The 23154-nt window shown below is 35.2% G+C and carries 25 protein-coding genes; 7 read left to right on the top strand and 18 right to left on the bottom strand.

The features are described 5' to 3' along the window. Window positions 1–253: 253 nt before the first annotated feature. Together IEW44_RS03975 and IEW44_RS03970 are read right to left on the bottom strand one after the other, a co-directional pair. Window positions 254–1441, bottom strand: coding sequence for an MFS transporter (locus tag IEW44_RS03975; RefSeq protein WP_188613729.1), 1188 nt, complete (start codon window positions 1439–1441; stop codon window positions 254–256). Beyond that, complete coding sequence (locus IEW44_RS03970; RefSeq protein WP_188613728.1) at window positions 1438–1872, bottom strand: MarR family winged helix-turn-helix transcriptional regulator; 435 nt, start codon at window positions 1870–1872, stop codon at window positions 1438–1440. Before IEW44_RS03970 ends, IEW44_RS03975 begins: the two co-directional genes overlap by 4 nt. Before the next feature lie 384 nt (window positions 1873–2256). Here IEW44_RS03970 and IEW44_RS03965 point away from each other — a divergent pair, with 384 nt between their 5' ends. Then, window positions 2257–2457, top strand: a complete 201-nt coding sequence (locus IEW44_RS03965; protein WP_008406560.1) for a cold-shock protein — start codon at window positions 2257–2259, stop codon at window positions 2455–2457. A 100-nt stretch (window positions 2458–2557) separates the two neighbouring features. Here the strand turns inward: IEW44_RS03965 and IEW44_RS03960 are convergent, their stop codons facing one another. From IEW44_RS03960 to IEW44_RS03945, 4 genes are all read right to left on the bottom strand, one after another. Then, complete coding sequence (locus tag IEW44_RS03960) at window positions 2558–4057, bottom strand: class I adenylate-forming enzyme family protein (protein WP_188613727.1); 1500 nt, start codon at window positions 4055–4057, stop codon at window positions 2558–2560. A gap of 244 nt (window positions 4058–4301) precedes the next feature. Beyond that, window positions 4302–5714, bottom strand: coding sequence for an alanine/glycine:cation symporter family protein (locus IEW44_RS03955; protein WP_188613726.1), 1413 nt, complete (start codon window positions 5712–5714; stop codon window positions 4302–4304). A 249-nt stretch (window positions 5715–5963) separates the two neighbouring features. Continuing rightward, window positions 5964–6395, bottom strand: a complete 432-nt coding sequence (locus IEW44_RS03950) for a GNAT family N-acetyltransferase (protein WP_188613725.1) — start codon at window positions 6393–6395, stop codon at window positions 5964–5966. Further along, window positions 6395–7195 (bottom strand): hypothetical protein, encoded by an 801-nt coding sequence (locus tag IEW44_RS03945; protein WP_188613724.1) that lies wholly within the window; start codon window positions 7193–7195, stop codon window positions 6395–6397. Before IEW44_RS03945 ends, IEW44_RS03950 begins: the two co-directional genes overlap by 1 nt. A 132-nt stretch (window positions 7196–7327) precedes the next feature. Here IEW44_RS03945 and IEW44_RS03940 point away from each other — a divergent pair, with 132 nt between their 5' ends. From IEW44_RS03940 to IEW44_RS03930, 3 genes are all read left to right on the top strand, one after another. After that, window positions 7328–8503: an aminotransferase class I/II-fold pyridoxal phosphate-dependent enzyme gene (locus IEW44_RS03940; RefSeq protein WP_188613723.1), complete on the top strand. Its 1176-nt coding sequence runs from the start codon at window positions 7328–7330 to the stop codon at window positions 8501–8503. Between the two features lie 232 nt (window positions 8504–8735). Further along, complete coding sequence (locus IEW44_RS03935; protein WP_188613722.1) at window positions 8736–9032, top strand: ArsR/SmtB family transcription factor; 297 nt, start codon at window positions 8736–8738, stop codon at window positions 9030–9032. Continuing rightward, the gene (locus IEW44_RS03930) at window positions 9023–10309 is read left to right on the top strand and encodes an arsenic transporter (RefSeq protein ID WP_188613721.1); all 1287 of its coding nucleotides are present in this window, start codon (window positions 9023–9025) and stop codon (window positions 10307–10309) included. Before IEW44_RS03935 ends, IEW44_RS03930 begins: the two co-directional genes overlap by 10 nt. A gap of 159 nt (window positions 10310–10468) precedes the next feature. Here the strand turns inward: IEW44_RS03930 and ytvI are convergent, their stop codons facing one another. From ytvI to IEW44_RS03900, 6 genes are all read right to left on the bottom strand, one after another. Further along, window positions 10469–11557 (bottom strand): sporulation integral membrane protein YtvI, encoded by a 1089-nt coding sequence (ytvI, locus tag IEW44_RS03925; protein ID WP_188613720.1) that lies wholly within the window; start codon window positions 11555–11557, stop codon window positions 10469–10471. Between the two features lie 202 nt (window positions 11558–11759). Next, window positions 11760–12362, bottom strand: a complete 603-nt coding sequence (locus IEW44_RS03920; RefSeq protein WP_188613719.1) for a flavin reductase family protein — start codon at window positions 12360–12362, stop codon at window positions 11760–11762. Window positions 12363–12377: 15 nt separating this feature from the next. Next, a complete protein-coding gene (locus IEW44_RS03915; protein ID WP_188613718.1) occupies window positions 12378–13406 on the bottom strand; it encodes a hemolysin family protein in 1029 nt (342 codons plus the stop codon). Window positions 13407–13420: 14 nt separating this feature from the next. Further along, window positions 13421–14731, bottom strand: coding sequence for a hemolysin family protein (locus tag IEW44_RS03910; protein ID WP_268236344.1), 1311 nt, complete (start codon window positions 14729–14731; stop codon window positions 13421–13423). Between the two features lie 151 nt (window positions 14732–14882). Next, complete coding sequence (locus IEW44_RS03905; RefSeq protein WP_188613716.1) at window positions 14883–15728, bottom strand: DegV family protein; 846 nt, start codon at window positions 15726–15728, stop codon at window positions 14883–14885. A gap of 261 nt (window positions 15729–15989) precedes the next feature. Continuing rightward, window positions 15990–16589: a nitroreductase family protein gene (locus IEW44_RS03900; RefSeq protein WP_188613715.1), complete on the bottom strand. Its 600-nt coding sequence runs from the start codon at window positions 16587–16589 to the stop codon at window positions 15990–15992. Between the two features lie 185 nt (window positions 16590–16774). Here IEW44_RS03900 and IEW44_RS03895 point away from each other — a divergent pair, with 185 nt between their 5' ends. Continuing rightward, the gene (locus IEW44_RS03895; protein ID WP_188613714.1) at window positions 16775–17146 is read left to right on the top strand and encodes a hypothetical protein; all 372 of its coding nucleotides are present in this window, start codon (window positions 16775–16777) and stop codon (window positions 17144–17146) included. A gap of 67 nt (window positions 17147–17213) precedes the next feature. Then, entirely contained in the window at window positions 17214–17645 is a 432-nt protein-coding gene (locus IEW44_RS03890; RefSeq protein WP_188613713.1) for a GNAT family N-acetyltransferase, read from the top strand. A gap of 30 nt (window positions 17646–17675) precedes the next feature. Here the strand turns inward: IEW44_RS03890 and IEW44_RS03885 are convergent, their stop codons facing one another. The 4 genes from IEW44_RS03885 to IEW44_RS03870 form a co-directional block, all read right to left on the bottom strand. Continuing rightward, window positions 17676–18101 carry a carboxymuconolactone decarboxylase family protein gene (locus tag IEW44_RS03885; RefSeq protein ID WP_188613712.1) on the bottom strand — a complete coding sequence of 142 codons (426 nt, stop codon included), beginning with the start codon at window positions 18099–18101 and terminating at the stop codon, window positions 17676–17678. Window positions 18102–18333: 232 nt separating this feature from the next. Beyond that, window positions 18334–18855, bottom strand: coding sequence for a hypothetical protein (locus tag IEW44_RS03880; protein WP_188613711.1), 522 nt, complete (start codon window positions 18853–18855; stop codon window positions 18334–18336). Window positions 18856–18960: 105 nt separating this feature from the next. After that, a complete protein-coding gene (locus IEW44_RS16105; RefSeq protein WP_188613710.1) occupies window positions 18961–19068 on the bottom strand; it encodes a DUF4260 family protein in 108 nt (35 codons plus the stop codon). Window positions 19069–19290: 222 nt separating this feature from the next. Further along, a complete protein-coding gene (locus IEW44_RS03870) occupies window positions 19291–20130 on the bottom strand; it encodes a pyridoxamine kinase (RefSeq protein WP_188613709.1) in 840 nt (279 codons plus the stop codon). A gap of 307 nt (window positions 20131–20437) precedes the next feature. Here IEW44_RS03870 and IEW44_RS03865 point away from each other — a divergent pair, with 307 nt between their 5' ends. Next, on the top strand, window positions 20438–21277 hold the full coding sequence (locus tag IEW44_RS03865) for a DUF4352 domain-containing protein (RefSeq protein ID WP_188613708.1): 840 nt from the start codon (window positions 20438–20440) through the stop codon (window positions 21275–21277). 17 nt (window positions 21278–21294) lie between these two features. On the opposite strand, the gene IEW44_RS03860 is transcribed toward IEW44_RS03865, so the two are convergent. Further along, the gene (locus IEW44_RS03860) at window positions 21295–21690 is read right to left on the bottom strand and encodes a hypothetical protein (RefSeq protein WP_188613707.1); all 396 of its coding nucleotides are present in this window, start codon (window positions 21688–21690) and stop codon (window positions 21295–21297) included. Window positions 21691–21811: 121 nt separating this feature from the next. Next, window positions 21812–23005 carry an AI-2E family transporter gene (locus tag IEW44_RS03855; protein WP_188613706.1) on the bottom strand — a complete coding sequence of 398 codons (1194 nt, stop codon included), beginning with the start codon at window positions 23003–23005 and terminating at the stop codon, window positions 21812–21814. Window positions 23006–23154 lie beyond the last annotated feature (149 nt).

Raw genomic sequence — 23154 nt, 5'->3', positions numbered from 1 at the left:
CAGTTAACTCTTGTATTAAGTAGTGTGATATTCATAGCATCTTTATTATTTTTCTCTAAAGTATATTTTACTAATAAAGAAGTGAGCCTGTTATTTGAGCAATGTTTAGAAAATGATGGTTCGCCTGATTTGTACATATCTACACTTCATGTAGACTATTCATTCGCTTGTAAGATTTTTTGATGAGCATGTAAAAGGCAGGTTGCGTCATGCAATCTGCCTTTTGTACATAGATTACGATTCTATAGCTTTTTTAGATTCGTAAAGTACTTGTTTCCTGATAGCTGTGGTCTTTGCGTCCGTGCAATAGATAGTAGCCAAAAATATTAATCAAAATTAAAATAGTCATTATAAGATAGAGACCACTGTAGCCCACATAAGGAATTAAGCTACCAAACAATAATGGACCAAAACCTAAGCCTAAATCTAAGAAAATAAAATATGTTGATGTAGCCAAGCCTACTTCTTCACGAGGCACAATTTTAATAGCTAATGCTTGTGTTGTAGACTGGAAGTTACCATAGCCTAGGCCAATGAAAGCAGCAGCAACAAATAATTGCCAAGGCATTTGCATTTGACTCAAAATAATCATACCAATGGCATATAATACTAATGCAGGATAGGCTACAGCATTGCCACCTTTACGGTCAATTAATGGGCCTGTAAATGGGCGTGATAGTAAAATCATGCCCGCATAGATTAAAAAATAGTATGCACTAACAGCACCAATCCCGATTTCTTGTGTATAAGAAGTTAAAAAAGATAAGATGCTAGAATAAGCTAATGCCATAATAAACATACTAAACGCTACTGGCACTGCTTTTTTAGCAAAATAATGTTGCAGTTTAAAGCCTCTTGATGCCTTATATAATACTTCTCCAGCAGGCTTCTTAATAAGAATAGCTAGTGAAAAACTAACAATGGTCATTATAATGGTAAATATAAATAACCAATTATAGCCCCATTGGTCTACAATGCCAATCCCAATAAACGGACCAACAGCAATGGCTAACACTACACCTAAGCTAAAGTAACCAATCCCCTCCCCACTGCGAGCAATGGGCATTACTTGTGCAACAATAATACCTGTTGCAGTCGTAGCTATACCAAAACCAATCCCATGTAAAAAACGCACAGTTAACATCATTTCAACGCTGACTGTTACAAAATAAAGCAAAGTAGCAATCACGAGTATACTACTACCAATGACTAGCATTTTTTTACTGCCATACTCCCCTGCTTTTTTTCCTGTCACTAAACGCGCCAGTAATGCACCAATAATAAAAATGCTAGCAACAAGCCCGCCCATTGAAACACTTGCATCGTATTGCTGTGTCGCATAGATAGGTAAAGTAACAAAAAGCCCATACATCGATAACATTAAAACGAATTGAATAATACTTACAAAGATAAAATCTTTTGTCCATAAAGGTTCTTTCATTTTATCGCTTCTTTCTTTAGATGATGTGAAATTTGTTGTAATACATGTATCGTTGTTTGCATCTCCTCAAACGTAACATTCGTAAGTAACTCCTTTTGGTCAATAAGCAGCTCTTGTTCAACACGTTTAACAAGAGTGACGCCAGTGGATGAAAGTCGGAATAGGCGTTGGCGTTTATCTTCACCTACACGCGCTGTAACATATTGTAATTGCTCTAATTTTTGTAAAGTCTTTGTCATTGAAGGTTTCTCTACACATTGCATCGTTGCCATCTCACTAGCCATTAACTCTTGGTGCTCTGCTAACATAACAAGTGCCCACCATTGATAAGTAGATAATGAATACTGTCCTAACAGCATATCAAAACGTTGTTTATATGGACGGTGTAAAATTAAAAACTGCTGAAACAATTGTCGTTCAATAGCGAACATACTTTTTCTCTCCTATTAATTAGTTTTCTTAACTAACTATAAAATTGTGAAAAAAGTTTGTCAATTACTATAAATAAAGTTAAACAGGTGGAATTTTTGTATCGTAAGTCATGATGTAATAACGATGGTAAGTAGATGGATATTGTAGGGCTTTGAGGAGAGAATGATGTGAATGAGCGAAATAAAATTAAATAATCGCATATCCATTAGACAAATGGATTGATTTATTATATAATACAATTAATAAGATAGTTACAAGACAACAATAAATTCACCTATTACAAAAAGTATTTGTGTTTTATTTGGTGCTTTTTGTAATATGTGAATTTTTTTCTTTTTGAGAAAATGTGATCTTATTAAATACAATTGACGGAGGTCATTTAAATGACACAAGGTACAGTAAAATGGTTTAACGCAGAAAAAGGTTTTGGTTTTATCGAAGTTGAAGGTGGAAACGATGTATTCGCTCACTTCTCAGCAATCCAAGGTGAAGGTTTTAAATCTTTAGACGAAGGCCAAAAAGTTGAATTCGAAATTGAAGATGGTCAACGTGGCCCACAAGCTACAAACATTGTAAAACTTTAATTTTCATGATGCAACCATAAAAAAAGAGGTATCCTTTTATTAGGATGCCTCTTTTTATTTATTCGTTAAAATCTTTATTTTGTCTACTTTAGTTGAATTTTTATTGCGTGTATTGGTTGCGCAGTTCGACTTTCAAGATTTTACCTGATGGATTGCGTGGCAACTCATCGACAAAACTAACATACCTTGGCTTTTTATAACTCGCCATTTTACCTTCACAAAATGCAATGATTTCTTGTGCTGTAGTATGTTGCCCTTCTTTTAATGCAACAACGGCTTGTACAGACTCACCCCAAGTTGGATCAGGAATGCCAATGACAGCTACTTCTAATACCGCTGGATGACCATACAATACTTCTTCAATCTCTCTTGGATAAATATTGACACCTCCACTAATTAACATGTCTTTTTTACGGTCAATAATATAATAATACCCCTCTTCATCTTGACGTGCTAACTCCCCTACAGAGAAGTATCCATTCCAAAAAGCTTGTTTTGTTGCCTCTGGATTGCGATAATACTCATCCAATAAATAAGGCCCTTTGAAGTACAATTCACCTACTTCACCTTGTTTAACCGGTTGCATATGCTCATCCACAATCAAACATTCAACAAATGGGAAAGGTTGCCCTACACAGCTTTCTTTACGTGTTAAATCTTTAGGCTTAATATTCAATGTCACTGCACTCTCTGTTGCGCCATAAAACTCATGTAGATCTACATTGGGGAAATAATGTAATATGGCATTCTTAGTTTGTGTTGGTAATGCTGAGCCTGCTGATATAAACACACGTAATGAATTTGTATGATATTTTTTGATAATATCGTCTGGTAAATTTGTTAAAAAATTATACATTGTAGGTGCCATAAATGTATTAGTGATACCGTATTTTTCAACATCAGCTAAAAATTGTTCAGGACGATACGCTTCTTCTACAACAATAGTGCCGCCTGCTGTTAATTGTGTCATTAAAAAAATCCAAGGTGCAGCGTGATAAATCGGGCCTACTACGGCATGAATATCGGATTCATCAATTTTATATTCAGCTGCTGTTACTAGCGCAGTTAACATTCTCGCACGATGTGAAATAACAACACCTTTAGGTTTACCCGTTGTGCCAGATGTATAGCCTAAATAAAGTGTGTCGGTTTCTACAACATCATTTACTGGCTCTGTTGCATCATGATGTAAAAAGTTTTCATAGTTTTCTTCGACGACTAAATAGGTGTCAATTTGTTCAGCAGCGCGCCCCACTCTTGCAAATTCCTCTTTATATTCCCGTGTTGTAATGTACCCACGGCTTTCAGAGTGCTCAATAATATAAGCAATCTCTGGCCCTACAGCTCGGAAATTAATAGGTACAATCACAACACCTATTTTTGATAAACTTACAATAATTTCAATGTAAGTACTATTATTCTTCATCATTATGGCAACCTTGTCACCTTTTTTATACCCCTTTTGTAAAAAAGCATTTGCTAAACGGTTACCTCTTTTATTCAGCTCTTCATACGTCCACGTGGCATTTTTATAAATGACTGCCGTTTTTTGACGATACTTTACTGCGTTTTGTGTCATGATGTTACCAAATGTTAACATAATATCGAATCCCCTCTAAATTTACATTACATTATGTGTGAAGCATAATGTTATTTCTATTCTAGCGAAGTTTCTTACAGATTTTCATATGACAAAAGTCATTTATTTTCTGAAAAATCAAAATAAAATTAATATATTGAAGCGATATCAGTAATATAGGCATATAATAACTCGTTCATGTTTATAAATAGCTGAAATCATAAAAAAACACGAACGTACAAATGCGTCCGTGTTTTACACTAAATTAATGGTCGTCATCTTTCCAGTAATCGACTTGCTGTTCTAATCCTGGTATTGATTTTGCGCGGAATACAGGATCTTTACCTGCCTTACGTTGTTGTACGTAATCTTGCAATGCTAGAAACGCATATTTACTCAAGGCGATAATAGCAATAAAGTTCGTCATAACCATCAATGCCATGAATAAGTCTGCTAATCGCCATACTGTTTCTAAACTAACTACCGCACCAAAAATAATCATACCAATCGCAGCTATACGGTAGCATAAAATAGCAATAGCAGAGTTTTTGATAAATGAAATATTTGTCTCACCATAATAATAATTGCCAAGCAATGTACTAAAAGCAAATAAAAAGATAAGCACAGATAAAAAGATGCCTGCCCAGTCACCAATATGATAAGTCAAAGATTGTTGCGTTAAAGTAATTCCTGTCGATTCTCCTGTTTTGTAAATACTTGAACAAAGTACAATAAATGCTGTTGATGTACAAACTAAAAATGTATCTACAAAAACGCCTAAAGCTTGAATTAAACCTTGTTTAACAGGGTGAGTAACATGTGCAGTAGCTGCAGCATTAGGTGAGCTACCCATCCCCGCTTCAGTAGCGAATAAACCACGCTGAATACCAAATTTCATAGCAGCACCAATGCCACCACCCACTACTTGTTCATAGCCAAATGCACCTTTTATAATAACGAGTAATACTTCTGGTATAGCGGTAATGTTCGTTAACACTACAAATACTGCAACTGCAATATAAGCCAGTGCCATAGGTGGTACAATTAGTGTTGAAATATTAGCGATACTACGAACACCACCAAAAATGATAGCGCCCACTAATACTGCAATCGCAATACCTACTGTTGTACGACTCCACCCAAATGAATCCGCAAATGCAATGGATACCGTATTAGCTTGAACAGAGTTGAAAATTAATCCATACGTAATAGTAATTAAAATGGAAAACCAAATGCCCAACCAGCGTTTATTAAGTCCTTTCTCCATATAATAAGCAGGACCTCCACGGAAGCGCCCGCCATCTTTCACTTTATAAATTTGTCCTAATGTACACTCTACAAAACTTGTAGCTGCACCAATCAAACCAATCATCCACATCCAAAATATCGCACCAGGTCCCCCACTCGCAATTGCGATCGCAACACCAGCGAGATTACCAATACCTATACGTGCAGCAGCACTAATACAAAATGCTTGGAAAGGAGAAATGCTATCTTTCTTTGTTTTATCTTTACTAAAACCACGTGAGATTAGACGTAGCATCTCTTTAAATTGCCCAATTTGGACAAAGCGAGATTTAACGGTAAAGTATAGCCCGACACCAATAAGTAAGACTAAAATAAAATATGTCCATAAAAAATCATTAATATGGTTGAGCCCTGTTGTAAATAAGTCCATTTCTTCCACGTCCTCTTTTTAGTATAGAAAAAGTATAGTAGAGCGATTCAATATAATCAATTTGTTTGTAAAAAGTTTGAAAAAACAGATTTTTTATACGCTGTTTATTAAATCATGCCACGTAGTGAGTCAAAACAAATGGTAAAGGAAAATGTACTTCTCCTTTACCATAACATTGTCGAAAAATGGATGATATTTTCTATTGGTTACTCGCCACTTTACTTGCTTTGACACTTAGCTAAACTTGATTTACTTTAAGCGTTTTGAGTAATGAACCGTTCTATCCTTTGTCATGCCTAGTTTTTCGTATAAGCGATTGGCTCCAAAGTTATCAATGGTTGTTTCTAGCGTAATGTATGCGGCATCCATTTGCTCTGCATAACTGATCGCTCTTTTCATAAGCGCTTCTGCTAAACCACCTTTTCGATATGCTTGATCGACATATAAATCATTAATAATATAGACACGTCCGCAAGCTAACGATGAAAAGGTTGGATATAATTGTACAAAACCAGCCGCAATATGATCCTGCATGGCAATAAAGATAATCGACTCACGATGTTTAATACGCTCTCGTAAAAACTCTGCTTCGTGTCCATTCACTTCAAAGCCATAAAAAGCACGATACTTCACAAATAACGGTACAACTATTTTTTCATCTGTCGCAATAATAATGTCCATTAGGCAACTTTCACTACCTTTACATAAATTTTGTCTGTACTAAAACCAAACATTTGTAAAAAATCATCATGCATTTGCTGTTGGCAACTCTCCAATGCTTCTCTTAGCATTGGCGTAATAGGTGTTTTTACTACAATACTAACTGTAATGATGACTTGAGGTGTTGTTGAGATACTCAATTGTTCTACTTTGTGTACATACAATTGCGATAACATAATATGCCGTACAAGTTGTAAATACACACGTTTATGAATACTGACCGTTTGTTGATGAAAGTCAGGATGAACAATAGTAGTCTCACCAATCTTTTCCCTCTTTGGTGAAAAAATATCCCACCCTTTTTTAATTAATTGTTTAAAAAAATTTTGATTCACTTGGTCTGCGGAAACAGGCATCACATGTTTGCCTTCGGTTTCACGTACAAAACGTGCACGTCTAATTTCATTCTCTGTACGAATATCTGTGATGTAAAAAAAACTTTCAATCTCAGGTAAGTCCAGCGCTTTAGCAATTTTCTTGGTCATTTTATCTGAGGTACCAATGATAAGTAGACTTTCAATTTGGTGTTCAGTGATAGCTTTTTTTACTTCATCTCGATGTGCGGCTTCATCAAATATAGCGCGTCTCACTGCAGTCACAGTATTTTTTTCAAACTTGGCACTAGTGCCTGCTATTTTTTTGCCTTTTACAATGAGTAAACCATCATCAATCATGGCTTCTACATGTTGTTCATGAGCAAAATGTACCGCGCTTGTACTTTTCCCCGTGCCACTTGGTCCACTTAACGATACAACTTTCATTGTTTACCTCCTACAAAAATACGTGTTTTTCTTTTTTTATGAATGTTTATGCAGATCATCTACGCTCTATGCTATAATATTTGAATATATCTGACAATATCATGTTAGAAAAAAGTAAGGAGAGTGTACGCTTTGAATATTCAACCATCCAAACGCATGGCTTTATTTGCACCGTCTATTTTTAGTGATTTAAAAAGCTTTGCGTTAGCACAGCAGGCCAAGGGTATGGACCTTATTGATTTAAGCTTAGGTAGCCCTGATATTCCGCCACATGAAGACATTAGAAAACTTTTATCGAAAGAAAGCGCACTCGCCACTTCTTACGGTTACACATTAACAGGTACTATGCGTTTTTATACAGCAGTAGCGGATTATTATAAGCGTCGTAGTCATGTACAATTAAACCCTGAAACAGAAATTATTCAAACGATGGGCTCACAGGAAGGTTTAGTTCATTTACCAATGGCATTTTGTGACCCAGGTGATATTATTTTAACTACAAACCCCGCTTATGTCGCTTATGATACTGGCATCCACACGTCAGGTGCTACGCCGTATTACATGCCACTTACAAAAGAAAATGGCTACTTACCCAATTTAGACGATGTACCCGAAGCGATTGCACAGCAAGCGAAACTACTTATCTTAAACTTACCAGGTAACCCTGTTCCTGCAATGCCTTCTGTCACTTATTTTGAAAAAGCTATTGCCTTTGCTAAAAAATATAATGTTATGATTTTACATGACGCAGCTTATTCAGAATTTTATTTTACAGGCGATGCGCCATTAAGTTTTTTACAAGTGCCAGGTGCTATGGACGTTGGTGTAGAAATCAACTCCTTATCTAAAAGCTTTAGTTTAGCAGGTACACGCATTGCCTATATTGCAGGAAATAAAGAGATGATTAATATTATTCGTGGTTTTAAATCCAATCTCGATTTTGGTATTTTTGAGCCTATTCAAAATGCTGCTGCCTACGCTTTAGATCATGCGGAACCTATCACAGAAAATTTACGCGAGATCTTTTCTAAACGCCATCACATTTTAACAGAGGGCTTAACTCAATTAGGTTGGGATGTTGCCCCGTCTCAAGGTGGGATGTTTGTTTGGGCCAAGTATCCAAATGATAAAGATTGCACAGACTTCTCTTTTGAGTTAATCGAAAAAATTGGTGTAGTTACTGTACCGGGTACAGTGTTTGGTACAGCAGGCGCAGGCTACTTACGCTTAGCACTCGTACAAGATGAAACAAGACTACAAGAAGCGGTCTCTCGCTTAGCTACAATTACCACACATACAACTGTTTGATAGATACTGGGACATAACTCCATTTTGAGGAGAAATATAAAATTCAAGTAATAATTTTTTGGCTAAATGAATGACTTAATGTACTTGAAAGCAAAAAAATGCGAGGCAATTTTAAAAATCGCCTCGCATTTTTTCTTTTGTCCCAGCCTCTATTTTTTATATAAGCATTTACTTATCTATTAAGTTGTGTTACTTTATATAAGCAATTGATGATATAAGGAGCGAATAAAAGATGGATGAGTTAACGAAGCAACTTAAAGCATTAGCAGATGCTAATCGCCTAACATTATTAGCTTGTTTAAAACAAGAGGAAGTTTGTGTTTGTGATTTTGTCGAAATACTTGGCATATCGCAACCCGCTGTAAGCCAACAACTAAAAAAATTAAAAGAAGCGCATATTATTACAGAGCGCAAAGAGGGCACCTGGAAATACTATAAACTCGCTGATGTGTTACCACCGTTTATTCAAGCAATATTGGATGAATTACCACCCACATCGTGTCAATGTATGAGGGTAACATGTTCATAATCGCGAGTAGTATTTTTATTGTGACATTAATTTTTGTCATTTGGCAACCTCGGAATTTATCGATTGGTTGGACAGCCATTATAGGGGCAACAATTGCTTTACTTTTTGGTGTTGTCGATTTCGCCGACGTAGTAACAGTCTTTGGTTTAACGTGGAATGCAACATTATCCTTTGTGGCTATTATTATTATTTCACTTATTCTCGATGAAGTGGGCTTATTTGAATGGGCAGCCCTTCATATGGCAAAGCTTGCTAAAGGGAGTGGTATTAAATTATTCATTTACATTAGTTTGTTAGGTGCAGTGGTAGCCGCTCTGTTTGCTAACGATGGCGCTGCCCTGATTTTAACACCTATTGTATTAGCGATGGTACGACACTTATCTTTTAATGAAAAAATGATTTTTCCTTTCGTCATCGCCAGTGGTTTTATTGCGGATACTACAAGTTTACCTTTTATCGTTAGTAATTTAGTGAATATTGTTTCTGCTGATTTTTTTGGTATTGGTTTTTTAGCTTATGCCGTTCGCATGATTATACCGAATCTTTTTGCCATTATAGCTACGATTAGTATTTTATATTGGTACTTCAGAAAAGCGATTCCTAGAAATTTTTCAATGGAACAGGTAAAAGAACCCGCTTCTGCTATTCGAGATACTACTCTTTTTAAATGGTCTTGGCTTTTATTATTCGTACTCATGCTTGGCTATTTTACAAGCGAAGCTCTACAAGTGCCTGTATCTTTTATTGCAGGTGTTATTGCATTAATATTTGTCATACTCTCTAGTAGAACGGCCATTAATACAGCTGAGGTTGTAAAAGGTGCACCTTGGAATATTGTGTTCTTTTCTCTTGGTATGTATGTAATTGTCTTTGGTTTAGGTGAAGCTGGTCTAACACATTATGTGGCACAAGTGATTGCTTTATTCATTGAACAAGGTTTATTCGTTACTACAGTTGGTATGGGATTTTTAGCGGCAGTGCTATCTAGTGTTATGAATAATATGCCTACTGTTATGATTAATGCCTTAGCCATTGCAGAAACTAGTAGCAGTGGCTTAACACAGGATGCTTTAATTTATGCAAATATCATTGGCTCAGATTTAGGTCCTAAATTTACGCCAATAGGTTCCTTAGCTACCTTAGTATGGTTACATGTATTAAAACAAAAAGGCGTGTATATTTCTTGGCGCACATATATCAAAACAGGCTTTTTATTAACAATCCCCATTTTATTTATTACGCTAATCGGTTTATATCTTTCTTTTTTATTATATTAATCTAAAAAATACACCCGATTAAAAAGATATATAAGTAACCCGCTTTCTGATCATTTTTCAGAAAGCGGGCTTTTATGCTGTTTGTTTTAACTAAGGTGTGTAGTTATGTCACCATGTTATTGGTTAGCCTATGTAGTTTATACTTGCTAAGCATGAATGTTACTTCCACCAGTTCATATTTTCGGACTCTTTAAAGTTGATGACCATTACCGTTAAAATAGGTGCAAAAATCATGCCTAATATACCAAATAATTGTAAACCAATGAACATTACAAAAAGGGCTACTACAGTATTTAACCCTAGTTTCTTTCCTACAATTTTAGGTTCGATAACATTGCGTACAATAGATACGATACTATAAATCACAAGAAGCTGAATGCCTAAGGTAGTATTGCCATTTAAAAAAGCAATCGCAATCCATGGCATCATAATGCCACCAGTCCCAAAAATAGGTATCATATCAAAAACCGCAATACCAAGTGCCACTAAAATGGCATTAGGTAAACCAATAATTAAAAAACCAATACTTAATTCAATAGCAGTAATACAGGCAATTAATGCATAGGCTGCCACATAATCACGAATCGTTCTCGTAAAGGTTTTAATGATGGCAATAACACGTTGCTCTGTTTTATCGCTCATTTGACGTTTCATAAAACCGATAATATTTTCATAATCCCAAGTGATAAAAATACTTGCTAATAAAGCAAAGAAAACCATTAATAAAAAACTTGGCAAAGCAAGTGAAAAAGAAGTTAAGGCTGAAGCTAAATCACCTGATAAATCAATAGCTTTAGACGTGATAAATTTCATCGTATCATTCAGTACAACATGATATTGCTCTGCATTTTCAGGTGAAATACGTTCAATACTATCAGCGCTAAACTGCTTTATTTTTTCTAAGGCTGGCAATATTTTTTCAAAGTAGAGTTGAGGCAAGTTGGTTACAAATTGAATGAGCCAATTTACAATCTGAATAAGTAATAAAGTCAGTAATGTACCAATTGTGGCATAAAGCGAAAAAATTACGACTAATCCCCATAATTGCCGACTCTTGATACGTGTCTTTCTTGCTAGAAAACGTACAATTGGCATACACATGGCAGCAATAACAAATGCAATAATAAATGGAGCGATAACAGGAAACACATACTTTAAAAATAAAATGCCAAGCCCTACCACGATAGCTATATAGACAATTTGAATAATTCTTGCGCGCTTAATTTCAACCATTTGTTGATTTTCCATAAATCCTCCTCAGTCGTACACTATGTAATATGGGATAAATAATCACCAATAAAAAGCCCAATGTATTTTGGCTTTTGGCGCTGTGCTTATTTAGTATAGGGGAGTTGAAGCGGTTAAACAAGATAATATACAAAAAAAGGGTCTAAAGTGAGATTGCTAAAAAAGTGGTAATGGAAGCAAGCTCTCCATTACCACTTTAACTTTATTTAGGACGAGCCTTATCAAATACACTGCCAATTGTTGCGTAAGAGTTGCCTGCTAAACGACTGACAGCTTGTAATTCCTCACTATTAATGCGTCCCGTATCGGGATTGTAAACCTGCTCATCAAAATGAAATTGCACAATCTCTCCAATTAATAAATCTGTACCCTGGTCGCCTAATACTTTATGATGCACTAATTGGCATTCCATACGTACTTTGGCTTCTTTTACACCTGGCACTTTTACTTTCGCGCTCGCAATAGGTGTTAAGTTGGCAAGTAAAACCTCACTATCATGCGGTGCAAGGTTTGCTGCAGTTTCATTAATCTGCGTTACATTATCCCAATCTACCATGTGAACAACAAATTGCTCAGTTGCTGTAATATTACGTGCGGTATCTTTCATCACACCTGCTTTTCGCTGAATGGCTAATGAAATCATAGGAGGATTAGCTGACACGATATTAAAATAACTAAAAGGTGCTCCGTTTAGTACATCACCATGCAATGAAGTAATGAATGCAATAGGTCTCGGCACAATACTGCCCGTTAATAATTTATAATTTTCGCGCTCTTCGTTTTGTTTAGGATCAATGGCGTACATTGTTTCCCTCCTTCTTTAGGCTACTTCTTTAGGCATAATCATCTGATTTAATAAATCTTCCATCGTAACAATACCTACTGTAGTGTTGGTATGAGACATAATTAAAGCAATTTGATGATGTCCATTTTGCATCTTAAAAAATACATCACTCACAATGGCATTTTCATCAAAGCTAGGCATTGGTTTAATAAAATCCGTTAATGTAGCTTTTGAATCACTTGCAATGGTAGTTAACATTTCTTTTGTGTTTACAAATCCTATAATCGCCTCTTTGTCTACTGTGCTATTCACAATAGGATAACGAATATGCTCATATTGTTTAATACATTGTAGATGTTGCTGTAAACTTTGCTGTGCGTCTAAACACTTAGTCTGACTCAGTGGAATCATGATCTCTTTAATTTGATGTTTATCAAAATCAAAGGCACGCGTGACATATGCAAGCTCTGTAGCATTAATCTCTCCACCGCGATAACTATCCATGACTACTCTTTTTAACTCTTCTTCAGAGTAGGCTACGTCTTCATCTGTAGATTTAATGCCTAATAATTTAAGTAATAAGCGCGCTGAACCATTCAATATCATAATGAAAGGAGCAGTAATTTTACCAAATAGGTACAAACTTGGTGCTAATACTAACGTCATGCGCTCCGCATATTGAATCGCTATCGTTTTAGGCATAAGTTCTCCTATAATTACATGTAACACGGTAATGACAAATAAAGAAATCGCATATGACAAAATGAAGGTAAGTGTAGCGTTTAATTGTAACCATTCAAATAGGGGGGCTAATAATTTAGCCACCGTGGGCTCACCAAGAGCACCTAATACTAACGCGGTAACCGTAATGCCAAGTTGGCATGCGGATAAGTGATAGTCCAGTTGTGCCAATACTTTTTTAGCAATGACGGCACTTCTTTTTCCTTGGCTCGCTAACACATCAATTTGTGAAGGTCGAACTTTTAAAATCGCAAACTCTGCCCCTACAAAAAAGGCGGTTAAAGCAATAAATAAAATAATAAGCAATATATTTATGACTAACATAGGATGTCCTTCGTTTAAGAAGGATTCACCTCCCTCACTTGTTGTTTAAGCAAGACTTGCGTAATCTGAAAGTTTTCAATAGCAGTGATTACCCAGATTTGTTCCTTATCTTGAATCATCAATCCTACTTCTAACGGATGATTCGCTCGTAACACGCACTGTAACAACCAGCCTCCAATAGTATCAATACCTTCTCGATCTGTGAATGAAATAGGATATTTTTCTTCAATATCATCCAGTAAGACAAGTCCATTTAATACATATTCGTGAGGTGAGAGTTGGTAAATATCATCTAATTCATCTGTGTCAAATTCATCTCTAATTTCGCCTACTAACTCTTCAACAATATCTTCTCTTGTGAGTAAACCAGCTGTACCGCCATACTCATCTACAATAATCGCCATATAAGCTTTATATTGTTGCATAGTTGTAAGCGCATCATGTAAGGAAGCGTGTTCAAAAATAAAGCACGTTGGTTTCATTAATGTTGTCATATCGATAGCTTGTTCACTTAAAATACAAGTCAATAACTGATTCGCTTTTACAAAACCTTGAATATGGTCTTTATCATTTTCTAGTGTGACAGGATAACGTGTGCGTTGATGCGTGGCTATCGTTTCTAAAATCATCGCACTGGTCATCGCTGCATCTACTGTAACCATCTGTGTACGTGGTGTCATAATGTCTTTAGCTGTTCGTTCATCATACTTAAATACATTGAGTAGATAGGCAAGTTCATGACGGTCGATTTTGCCATCATGAAAACTTTCTGTCGCAATCATTTGTAACTCTTCTTCTGAAAAGTGTGCAGTTTCAGGCTTAGGCTTTACCCCTAGTTTAGTCAATAAAAAGCGTGATGTCCCATTCAATAAATGAATAAAAGGTGCCATTACCTTACCAAAATAATATAAAGGTGTTGCCAGCTGTAATGTCACTCGTTCTGAAAATTGAATGGCTAATGTTTTAGGCGCCATTTCGCCAATGACCACGTGCAAGTATGTGACAATAGCTAATGCCACAACGTAAGCCATTAAATTAAGCGTTGTGCCTGATAAAGAAAAGGATTGTAGTAAAGGCTCAATAATTTTTTGCACATAAGGTTTTGTAAAAGCACCTAGTGCAATGGCTGTAATTGTGATACCTAACTGACAAGCTGATAAATAATAATCTAAATCTTGAATCACTTTATAAGCAATTGTAGCTCTCTTCTTACCTGTTTCCGCTAATTGTTCAATACGTGATTTTCGCACTTTAACTACTGCAAATTCCACAGCAACAAAAAATCCAGTTAAAGCTAAAAGAATGAGCAAAACCAAAATATTCACTATATCGTTTATGTCCAATCAGTTCCCTTAAAAAAGGGATTCACCTCCAAATGATCGTATGACTTCTATTATATATTTTTTTATAAATTTAAAGCAATTTCTAGCCAAATAAAAAGTGAAATTGTGAGTCACAATTTCACTTTTTGTTTAGTTATGATTCACGCACCCACGTTAACCCTAATGTTCCCTCGCCCGTTAATAAACCTACAACCGCAGATAATTCTGTTACCTGAAAAATAATGTTTGGGAATTGTGATTGTAGCGTAATGCGCCATGTCTCAGCAAGTTCAGGTGCGTTCGTATGGATAATTGCCACTTCTTTCACACCATCCGTTGTGATCACTTGTTGCAAACGCGTTAAAATAGCTTCGCGTGCACGTTTTTCTGCACGTACTTTCTTAGCAACTACACATACACCATCTTCATATTTAATGACTAATTTAATATTAAGTAAGTTACTTAAAAACATAGCTGAACCTGAAACACGTCCACTTTTATGTAACTTTTCTAAGTTGGCTGGTATAAATAATAATTCTGCACGGTCACGCATTTCTTCAATTGCTTGGACAATTTCTTTAGGTGTTGCCCCTTCTTGTGCCATCTTTAATCCTAGTTCCACCATTTTTTGAATAGGATGAGAACCAATTTGTGTATCAATAGGATATGTCGTAAAACCCGCTTGCTCTGCTGCCATGGCTGCATTAGCAAATGTACCTGACTGTTTTGAAGAGATATGCAAAGCAATTGCAGCGTCGTACCCTTCATTTTTTAATCGCTCGTATAAGGCAACATGGTCACCAAAATTAGGTTGTGCTGAAGTCGGATGTTTTTTCGTAGCGCGCATTTTATCATAAACTTGTGCAGCTGTTAAATCTGTCCCTTCTCGGTAGCAGCCATCTTCAAAAACTAATGACAACGGTACAACGTTAATTTGATGTTTCTCAATAAATGATGGTGACAATAAGGCACCTGTATCTGTAATCCAAGCAAGCTTCATAATGTAACTCCCTCATATGTGTAATGACGTAAATTTACACAACAATGGCGACAAAGCCTAGTGACAAACGTCATGACTATGCAAAGTATAAGCCTAATTGCCATACAATAGTCGCAACTTTGACAATTTACACTAGATTACTTTGCAATAATCTTCATAAACAAGGCATAGATGTCATATTACACATATAAAAAAGAACAACATAAAAAAGGGATACAGGCAAATGTTCATATCCTGTACCCTTTTTATAATGTCAATCTGTTATCGAATCACTTTAACACGATTAGCTACATCTTCAAATGCTTTTTCACCTGGTTGTGCGATTGGATTACCAAACGGCATTTGTGCAACAAGCTTCCAGTTAGCTGGTATATCAAAAGCACTTTGCACTTCACTATCAATGAGCGGATTATAATGTTGTAATGAAGCACCTAATCCTTCTGCCTCTAAGCCTGACCAAATCACTAGCTGATGCATGCCAGATGCTTGATGTGACCAAATAGGGAAATTATCCGCATATAAAGCAAAATTCTCTTGTAAGCCCTTTACAATATTCTCATCTTCAAAAAATAATACTGTACCATATGCGGCCTTAAAACTATCCATTTTTTCTTGTGTGGCAGTGAAATCATTATCACCCATCACATTGCGCAAAGCCTTTGTTGTGATATGCCATAATTCATCATGTTTATCATGAAATAGTACCGCTACACGCGCTGATTGAGAGTTAAATGCAGATGGTGTATGCTTTACTGCAAAGTTAATGATTTCCTCAATGCGTGCTTCAGATACTTGAATATTTTTATCTAGTCCATAATAAGAACGTCGTTGTGCTAACACTTCGTAAAAATCTTTTGTCATAAAAAAACCTTCTCTCTAAAATTTTGTACATGCTTACTATATGATATATTTATCTCGAAATCAAGATATATGCTTATTAAATAGCTAGTGCTTTTGATGTAATATTTATCATTTATGTTTATGGGTAATGCTATTTTGGGCATAAGATAGATAATTATCATTTTTGCACGCAAGGAGTTGGTACGATGAAGCGATTATATATGCTTATTGTGAGCGTTTGTTTGTTGTTGTCTGCTTGTAATACATCTCAAGCAGAAGCAATGACAGTGAAAGAGTTTTATACAAAACAAGGACTACAAGAAATACAAGAAATCGTTATTATTAATGGTGAAACAGGGGCTCAAATGGCAGTAACGAATCAAGAGAAAATTCAGCGTCTACTCGCCCAAATCGATGAGGTGAAAATGAGACCTAATAAAGAAACACCCTCTAAATTCACTTATTCTGTATTACTGAATGATGAGGAAAAACAGTTTCAATTCAGTGATACATTGTATGAATCTGATGAGCTTCTTTTCCCTATCATCGCTGAATTTTATCAAACTTATAAGAGCTAGTTTATTTGAAAGAAGCTTTGTTATTGAGCTTCTTTTTGTTTTATAATGATTATGGGGTGAGTAAGAAATGGCATGTATAACGATTTCTACAGAACAAGAATTACAACAAGCTTTTGCAATACGTCGCAAAGTATTTGTAGAGGAACAAGGTGTACCATTAGCAGACGAGTTTGATGAGTTCGATACGTTATCATCAAATTGCCAACATGTACTGGTAATTTATGATAATCAAGTCGTTGGCACAGGACGTATAAGACATGTACAAAATGTTGGTAAATTAGAACGCATTTGTATTTTAATTGACTACCGTAAATATGGACTTGGCAAAACGATTATTAGAGCGCTTGAAAAATTAGCTTATCATATGCCAGTTGATACGGTCATATTACATGGTCAAACACAAGCAGAGGGTTTTTATCATAAGCTTGGCTATATGACAGCATCTGAGCCTTTCTTAGAAGATGGCATAGCACATGTCACTATGACCAAAACATTATAGAAAAAAGCTCCCAGCGCTAGGAGCTTTTTTCTATTTATTTATACTTGCATATTCTTGTACAACTGGCATTAAACCGCGTTCTTCAAATACTTTTTTTGCCACGCGTATTGCATTTAAAACACGAGGGAAGCCAGTATAACTAATAAGGTGAGTGATACTTTCCACAATTTCTTGTGGCGTTAAGCCTGCTACTAATCCCGCATTAATATGGATTTCTAATTGCGGCTCTGCCCCCTGTGTGACAAGTGAAGCAATTGTTATAAGAGCTCTCTGTTTATTATCTAATGGCTCTCTTGTATATAAGTCTCCATAACCAAACTCAATAATAAATCTACTAATATCTGGGGCAATATCTTTTAAATCTTCCACTACCTTTAAATGATTACCACGGTCAGTTGTACTTTCATTGAACTCCATCATCTTTTTCAGCCCTTTTTCATAACGTTCGTTGTGCATAATAAAACCTCCCATAATATTCTATTTCCATTATATTGTAAAATTTACAATAAAGCAAATTTTGGTAATACGATAAATAAAATCTGTTTGCTACCTTGACTTAAAGCAGAAAATCTTTATAATATTGGTACTTTTTTATTTTTGTTACGTTAAAATTTAGTGTCGGTTAATTTGTAATTGAAGTAAATAATAAAAGAGGCTGAACACTAGTTATGTCCCAGCTTCTTTTATTTTAAATGATGGTAATCATTTTTATATGCTCTGTCTGTGCTTGCTGTTCCGTTATAATGTGGACTTTCCCTATTAAAAGAGGAACGTTATATACATTCAATGGTTTTCCTTCATACTTTACTGTTGTTTGAGTGATCTCTAATTCTGCGAAATTAATAGTAAAGATTTCATTTTTTAAAGATTTTTCAAATACATCAGTAGGATTACTTGCAATCATACCTTCATCCCTTGCAAATAAAAAGATTTCATTCAACTTCTCTTTTACAAAAATGGCTGCCTTACCTGTTTTAAATGACTGTAAATGATATCTAGCTAACCCCTCTTGTTGTTTGTCGATTCCTTCTTGTAGCAATGTCGATATACGAAAATCTGTATTCATCTCCTTGACTTCTTCTACAGTCGTTTCTTCTGAAAAATCAGCTAACGAAAACATAAAAACAACAATAACACTAAATACAGTAATCACTACTAGATAGATTAAGTTTTTTACAATATCCAATGTTGATTTAATAAATGACTTCATATCTTTTCATCCTTACTATTCATCTCTTGTCTATACTAAGCAGAAATAGGCTAATTTTGCAAGTTATGTTTGACTTTACACAAGGTCTATATGTGTGAAGTGATCCTAATACTTTACCCTATATCCCGTCATGCGATCAAAATAAATATGAGCTAGCCAAATTAAAGTTATCATAAGCCCTATTTGAGAAGATAGACTAATGGCAATAATCATTGTAAGCAAACACTATGCACCATATTATATACATACGTCCTACCTTTGTATTGATAGCATAACCTAGCATCAACAAGGCAAACAAGAAGAAGAATCAACAAAGTACAATTATAAGCCTGTTATTAGTAGAAAAATAACCGTAGATTCAATCCGTAATAAGAGATTGTCATTTTAGCCGCTCTCCTTCATTAAATAAATCCAGTACCCTTTGCTCTATGGCGCTTATAGCAAGAGGGATAGATGTTGTTCAAAATGTACCCCTTCAATTTCTGGCGTGTGATACTGTGCTGTTGTTGTAATAGCTTGAGTTAAAAAGTGCTCTGCTAAAAGCATGCCTTCTTGTATGCTCTCCCCGCGTAAGATACTTCCCATAATAACAGAGGCAAATAAGTCACCTGTACCCGAATAATTTTTGCCGTTGTATAATTTTTTATTAAAATATGTAGTCGTATCATCTACAAATAAGTTGCCAATATAGGCTTGATTAGCAGGTGGTATGATACCTGTAATGATAACTTGAGCTTTTGTTTTGTTTTGTAAAATTTGTGCTTGTTCTTGCAACGCTTGAATAAAATCTGCCTCATGTTTGTATCGAGAAAGCTTTTCGTAACTTTGATTCGTTAATAAGCAACATTCTGTAATATTAGGTGTAATAATATCTGCCTGTTCAACCAATGCACGCATACGTGATAGCATATCACCTTTATACAACTTATATGCCTCGCCCTGATCTCCCATAATAGGGTCGACAAGCAGCTTTGTGTGGGATGTTTTAAATTGTGCTAGTAAATCAAATATCGCATCTATTTGGGCACGCCCTGTGACAAAACCCGTATAAATCCCATCAAATGTAGCCTTATACTTGCCCCATTCTTCAAAATAATTGGGCATCTTCTCTGTTAAATCTTCGTAAAAAAAACTTGGATAATCCGTTTGTGCAGACAATACAGCCGTTGGTAATGGGCATGCTTGTACCCCCATCACTGATAGTACGGGAATTGCCGCAGTCAGCGAACACTTGCCAAATGATGATAAATCTTGCACGACAGCAACTTTTTTCATAATAGCCTCCAATATAAAACAATATGTGGCTTTATTTTAGCATATAATTACACAAGTATTGGTTGTAAATATAGCTAGTTCATTTGTCCTTATTTTGAGCTATTTTAACATCAATCAATTCCATATTAGTAATCTGTTTATAATATTTAACTATCACAAAGGCTTTAAATCTATTTTAAACTCTTAACTTTAATATATCTAAAATAAATCTTATAGCTTCCACTTTTTTAAAAGTATCTAAAAATAAAATGATATAGCATTAAAATACTTTTTATGTATAATAATTGTATATAAGGAGGTATTTTCTATGAAAAAAATATTGTTGAGTGGTTCCATTTTATTGTTTTTATTAGGAGGATGTGGAAGTAATAACGATGAATCACAGAAAAAAAGTGAGGTTTCTACGGAAAAAAACGAAAAATCTGCTGGCAAAATCACAGAAGATGATATAACAAAGTTATATACATCTCCAAAAAAATTTAAAGGTTATGAATATGAATTTGTAGGTAAATTATTGGGTGAACCTGAGCAAGATGATGAAGGTACTTATCTTCAAATCTATGCTGATCCTCAAAACTATGAAAAAAATACGATTGTAGCTATAAAAGATCCAACACTTAAAATAAAAGAAGATGATTATGTCCGAGTAAAAGGAACTATTGAAGATACATTTGAAGGAGAGAACATGTTAGGTGGTAAAGTGACTGCACCTATGGTACTTGCCTCGTCTGTTAAAGTAATTGACTATGCTGAAGCATTGGCACCCACCCTTAAAGAAATCAAAGTAGAAAAAGAAATCAATCAAAACGATTTTATTGTAAAAGTAGAAAAAATCGAATTTGCTAAACCACATACTCGTGTATTTTTCACAATTGATAATAAGACTAATGATAAAATTTCATTTTACACATTTAATACTAAATTGATTCATCAAGGTAAACAATTAGAAGAAGATACAGACTACGATGCTAACTACCCTGAATTACAATCAGAGCTGCTTCCTGGGGTCTCATCTACGGGTATCATAACTTACCCTGCTATTAATATTGATGATCTTAACGACCTAAAGATTTATGCTGAAGGAAGCAGCAATAATTACGATATTGAAATGGAGCCTTTTGTCTTTGAAATAGAGAACACTAATTAAATAGTATAATTCATATTTTACTCCTGTAGATGACTTTTAAGTTGCTTGAATCGCTCATCTAGTAATTCATATGGATTAATTTGTTTGACATTGATGGCTTTTGCAGAAAAGCTTGCGAAATTTAAACCCGCACCAAAAATTTGAAGAGCACCGTCTGCTAGATGACCTTTCTTTAAGGCTTCAATACCATCTGCTAAAAAGTGATCACTCTCATCAAGATGGCAATCAGGCATATATTTAGCCCCTTCAGCAAATTGTTGAAGATTATCTACAATCTTTTGCGCTGTTTCTTCAGTAATAGCAGCATCTATCTCCAACAACATGTCATTAATAGGTTTTACTAATTGTGCATACGCACTTGGATATGCGTCACATTGTGCATTAATTCGTTCACGTAACACTTTTACATTCATTTATCTTCACCCTTTGCTTCCTACTTCTCGTAGTTGAGATAATACTTCTTTACCCTTTTTAACTGCTATATAGACAAAAAGATGGCTAGTTCATTTCCTAGCCATCTCATTAATAGAAAGATTATACTTCGTATTTATCATCTAATTTGTCACTAAAACGATTGTAACGGATTTTGAATGCTGCAAATAAATGGGTGACTAATACTTTTAAGACCGCATAACCTGGGATACCTAACACAACACCTGGTACACCAAATAAGGAACCTGCGGTAAGCAATACAAAAATGATAGTGATTGGATGAATGGCTAAGGAATGCCCCATCACTTGTGGTGAAATAAATTTACCCTCAATTAATTGTACTACCGTCCATACAACCGCTAACTTTAATAACATCACTGGCGATGTGACAAGAGCGATAATAACGGCAGGTGTAATCGCAATAATTGGTCCTAAATACGGGACAACAGATGTGACCATAGCTAATGCACCGAGTAAAACGGCATAATCCATACCAATAATTAAAAAGCCGATTGTTACCATTACACCGATACAAAACGACACAATTAACTGACCTTGAATATATGAACTTACTTTATCGTCCATATCATGTAAGACAGAATGAATTTCCTTACGTGCACGTGGTGGAAACATGTTTAAAATATATTTTGGTAACTTTTCCCCGTCTTTTAATAAATAAAATAAAATAAATGGCACAGTCGCAAGGTGCAATAATAAGCCTGTCACTGTCGAAACAATACTTGTAATACCGCTTGCGAAACCTTGCACAGCACCTGTTACAGTATCTTTAATACTCGTGCCTAAATCACCGGATAGTTTATCCGAAATCATATTAAAATCGAAATCAAAGTCTTGCAAGTACTTGCTGAATCTAGAATGCTCTATGAAATGATTAATACTTGCTACAAAATTGCGATAATAGTCAGGGAAATCTTTTGCTAGATTTGTTAACTGGTCGCGTAGAAACGGGAATACGAGTCCAATTAATAGCGCAATAATACCACCTGCAATGAGTAGCAATAACAAAATGCCCCATATGCGTTTTATGCCCCATTTTTCTAACTTGCGTAAAATAGGTCGCATTAAATAATATAAAATACCTGCTAAAATTACAGGCAACATAATGGTTGACAGTAGCACTCTTAATGGCTTAAATACATAGTCTACTTTACCAAAAACAAAAATCACACAACCTAATAATAATAAAACAGCTAACATAAATACTAAGTTCTTTCCACCAAGAAAACGAATGAACTTTGTAGAAAAGATACTGTCTTTCTTTTCATTTGGCTCCATAGCACTCACCTCTTTTTTCTATATTGCTTTATTCCCTCTAAGCACATCTTATTAAACGTTTTTACGACTTCTCTCATCATAACGTTATCTTTCATTGTTTTGTTGCGATAAACATTAAAATAAAAGAGATGTCCAAGAAGCTACACTTC

Origin of the sequence: Lysinibacillus alkalisoli, from assembly GCF_014643595.1 — a bacterium.
GTDB classification, from domain to species: Bacteria; Bacillota; Bacilli; order Bacillales_A; family Planococcaceae; genus Metalysinibacillus; species Metalysinibacillus alkalisoli.
Note: the sequence above shows the minus strand (reverse complement) of the source record. Positions and strands in the feature narration are given on the sequence as shown.

Excerpts from the sequence above, each read along its gene's own strand:
- IEW44_RS03975 (WP_188613729.1), bottom strand. The coding sequence starts at position 1,441 with ATGAAAGAACCTTTATGGACAAAAGATTTTATCTTTGTAAGTATTATT.
- IEW44_RS03970 (WP_188613728.1), bottom strand. The coding sequence starts at position 1,872 with ATGTTCGCTATTGAACGACAATTGTTTCAGCAGTTTTTAATTTTACAC.
- IEW44_RS03965 (WP_008406560.1), top strand. The coding sequence starts at position 2,257 with ATGACACAAGGTACAGTAAAATGGTTTAACGCAGAAAAAGGTTTTGGT.
- IEW44_RS03960 (WP_188613727.1), bottom strand. The coding sequence starts at position 4,057 with ATGTTAACATTTGGTAACATCATGACACAAAACGCAGTAAAGTATCGT.
- IEW44_RS03955 (WP_188613726.1), bottom strand. The coding sequence starts at position 5,714 with ATGGACTTATTTACAACAGGGCTCAACCATATTAATGATTTTTTATGG.
- IEW44_RS03950 (WP_188613725.1), bottom strand. The coding sequence starts at position 6,395 with ATGGACATTATTATTGCGACAGATGAAAAAATAGTTGTACCGTTATTT.
- IEW44_RS03945 (WP_188613724.1), bottom strand. The coding sequence starts at position 7,195 with ATGAAAGTTGTATCGTTAAGTGGACCAAGTGGCACGGGGAAAAGTACA.
- IEW44_RS03935 (WP_188613722.1), top strand. The coding sequence starts at position 8,736 with ATGGATGAGTTAACGAAGCAACTTAAAGCATTAGCAGATGCTAATCGC.
- IEW44_RS03930 (WP_188613721.1), top strand. The coding sequence starts at position 9,023 with ATGTTCATAATCGCGAGTAGTATTTTTATTGTGACATTAATTTTTGTC.
- ytvI (WP_188613720.1), bottom strand. The coding sequence starts at position 11,557 with ATGGAAAATCAACAAATGGTTGAAATTAAGCGCGCAAGAATTATTCAA.
- IEW44_RS03920 (WP_188613719.1), bottom strand. The coding sequence starts at position 12,362 with ATGTACGCCATTGATCCTAAACAAAACGAAGAGCGCGAAAATTATAAA.
- IEW44_RS03915 (WP_188613718.1), bottom strand. The coding sequence starts at position 13,406 with ATGTTAGTCATAAATATATTGCTTATTATTTTATTTATTGCTTTAACC.
- IEW44_RS03905 (WP_188613716.1), bottom strand. The coding sequence starts at position 15,728 with ATGAAGCTTGCTTGGATTACAGATACAGGTGCCTTATTGTCACCATCA.
- IEW44_RS03900 (WP_188613715.1), bottom strand. The coding sequence starts at position 16,589 with ATGACAAAAGATTTTTACGAAGTGTTAGCACAACGACGTTCTTATTAT.
- IEW44_RS03895 (WP_188613714.1), top strand. The coding sequence starts at position 16,775 with ATGAAGCGATTATATATGCTTATTGTGAGCGTTTGTTTGTTGTTGTCT.
- IEW44_RS03890 (WP_188613713.1), top strand. The coding sequence starts at position 17,214 with ATGGCATGTATAACGATTTCTACAGAACAAGAATTACAACAAGCTTTT.
- IEW44_RS03885 (WP_188613712.1), bottom strand. The coding sequence starts at position 18,101 with ATGCACAACGAACGTTATGAAAAAGGGCTGAAAAAGATGATGGAGTTC.
- IEW44_RS03880 (WP_188613711.1), bottom strand. The coding sequence starts at position 18,855 with ATGAAGTCATTTATTAAATCAACATTGGATATTGTAAAAAACTTAATC.
- IEW44_RS16105 (WP_188613710.1), bottom strand. The coding sequence starts at position 19,068 with ATGATTATTGCCATTAGTCTATCTTCTCAAATAGGGCTTATGATAACT.
- IEW44_RS03870 (WP_188613709.1), bottom strand. The coding sequence starts at position 20,130 with ATGAAAAAAGTTGCTGTCGTGCAAGATTTATCATCATTTGGCAAGTGT.
- IEW44_RS03865 (WP_188613708.1), top strand. The coding sequence starts at position 20,438 with ATGAAAAAAATATTGTTGAGTGGTTCCATTTTATTGTTTTTATTAGGA.
- IEW44_RS03860 (WP_188613707.1), bottom strand. The coding sequence starts at position 21,690 with ATGAATGTAAAAGTGTTACGTGAACGAATTAATGCACAATGTGACGCA.
- IEW44_RS03855 (WP_188613706.1), bottom strand. The coding sequence starts at position 23,005 with ATGGAGCCAAATGAAAAGAAAGACAGTATCTTTTCTACAAAGTTCATT.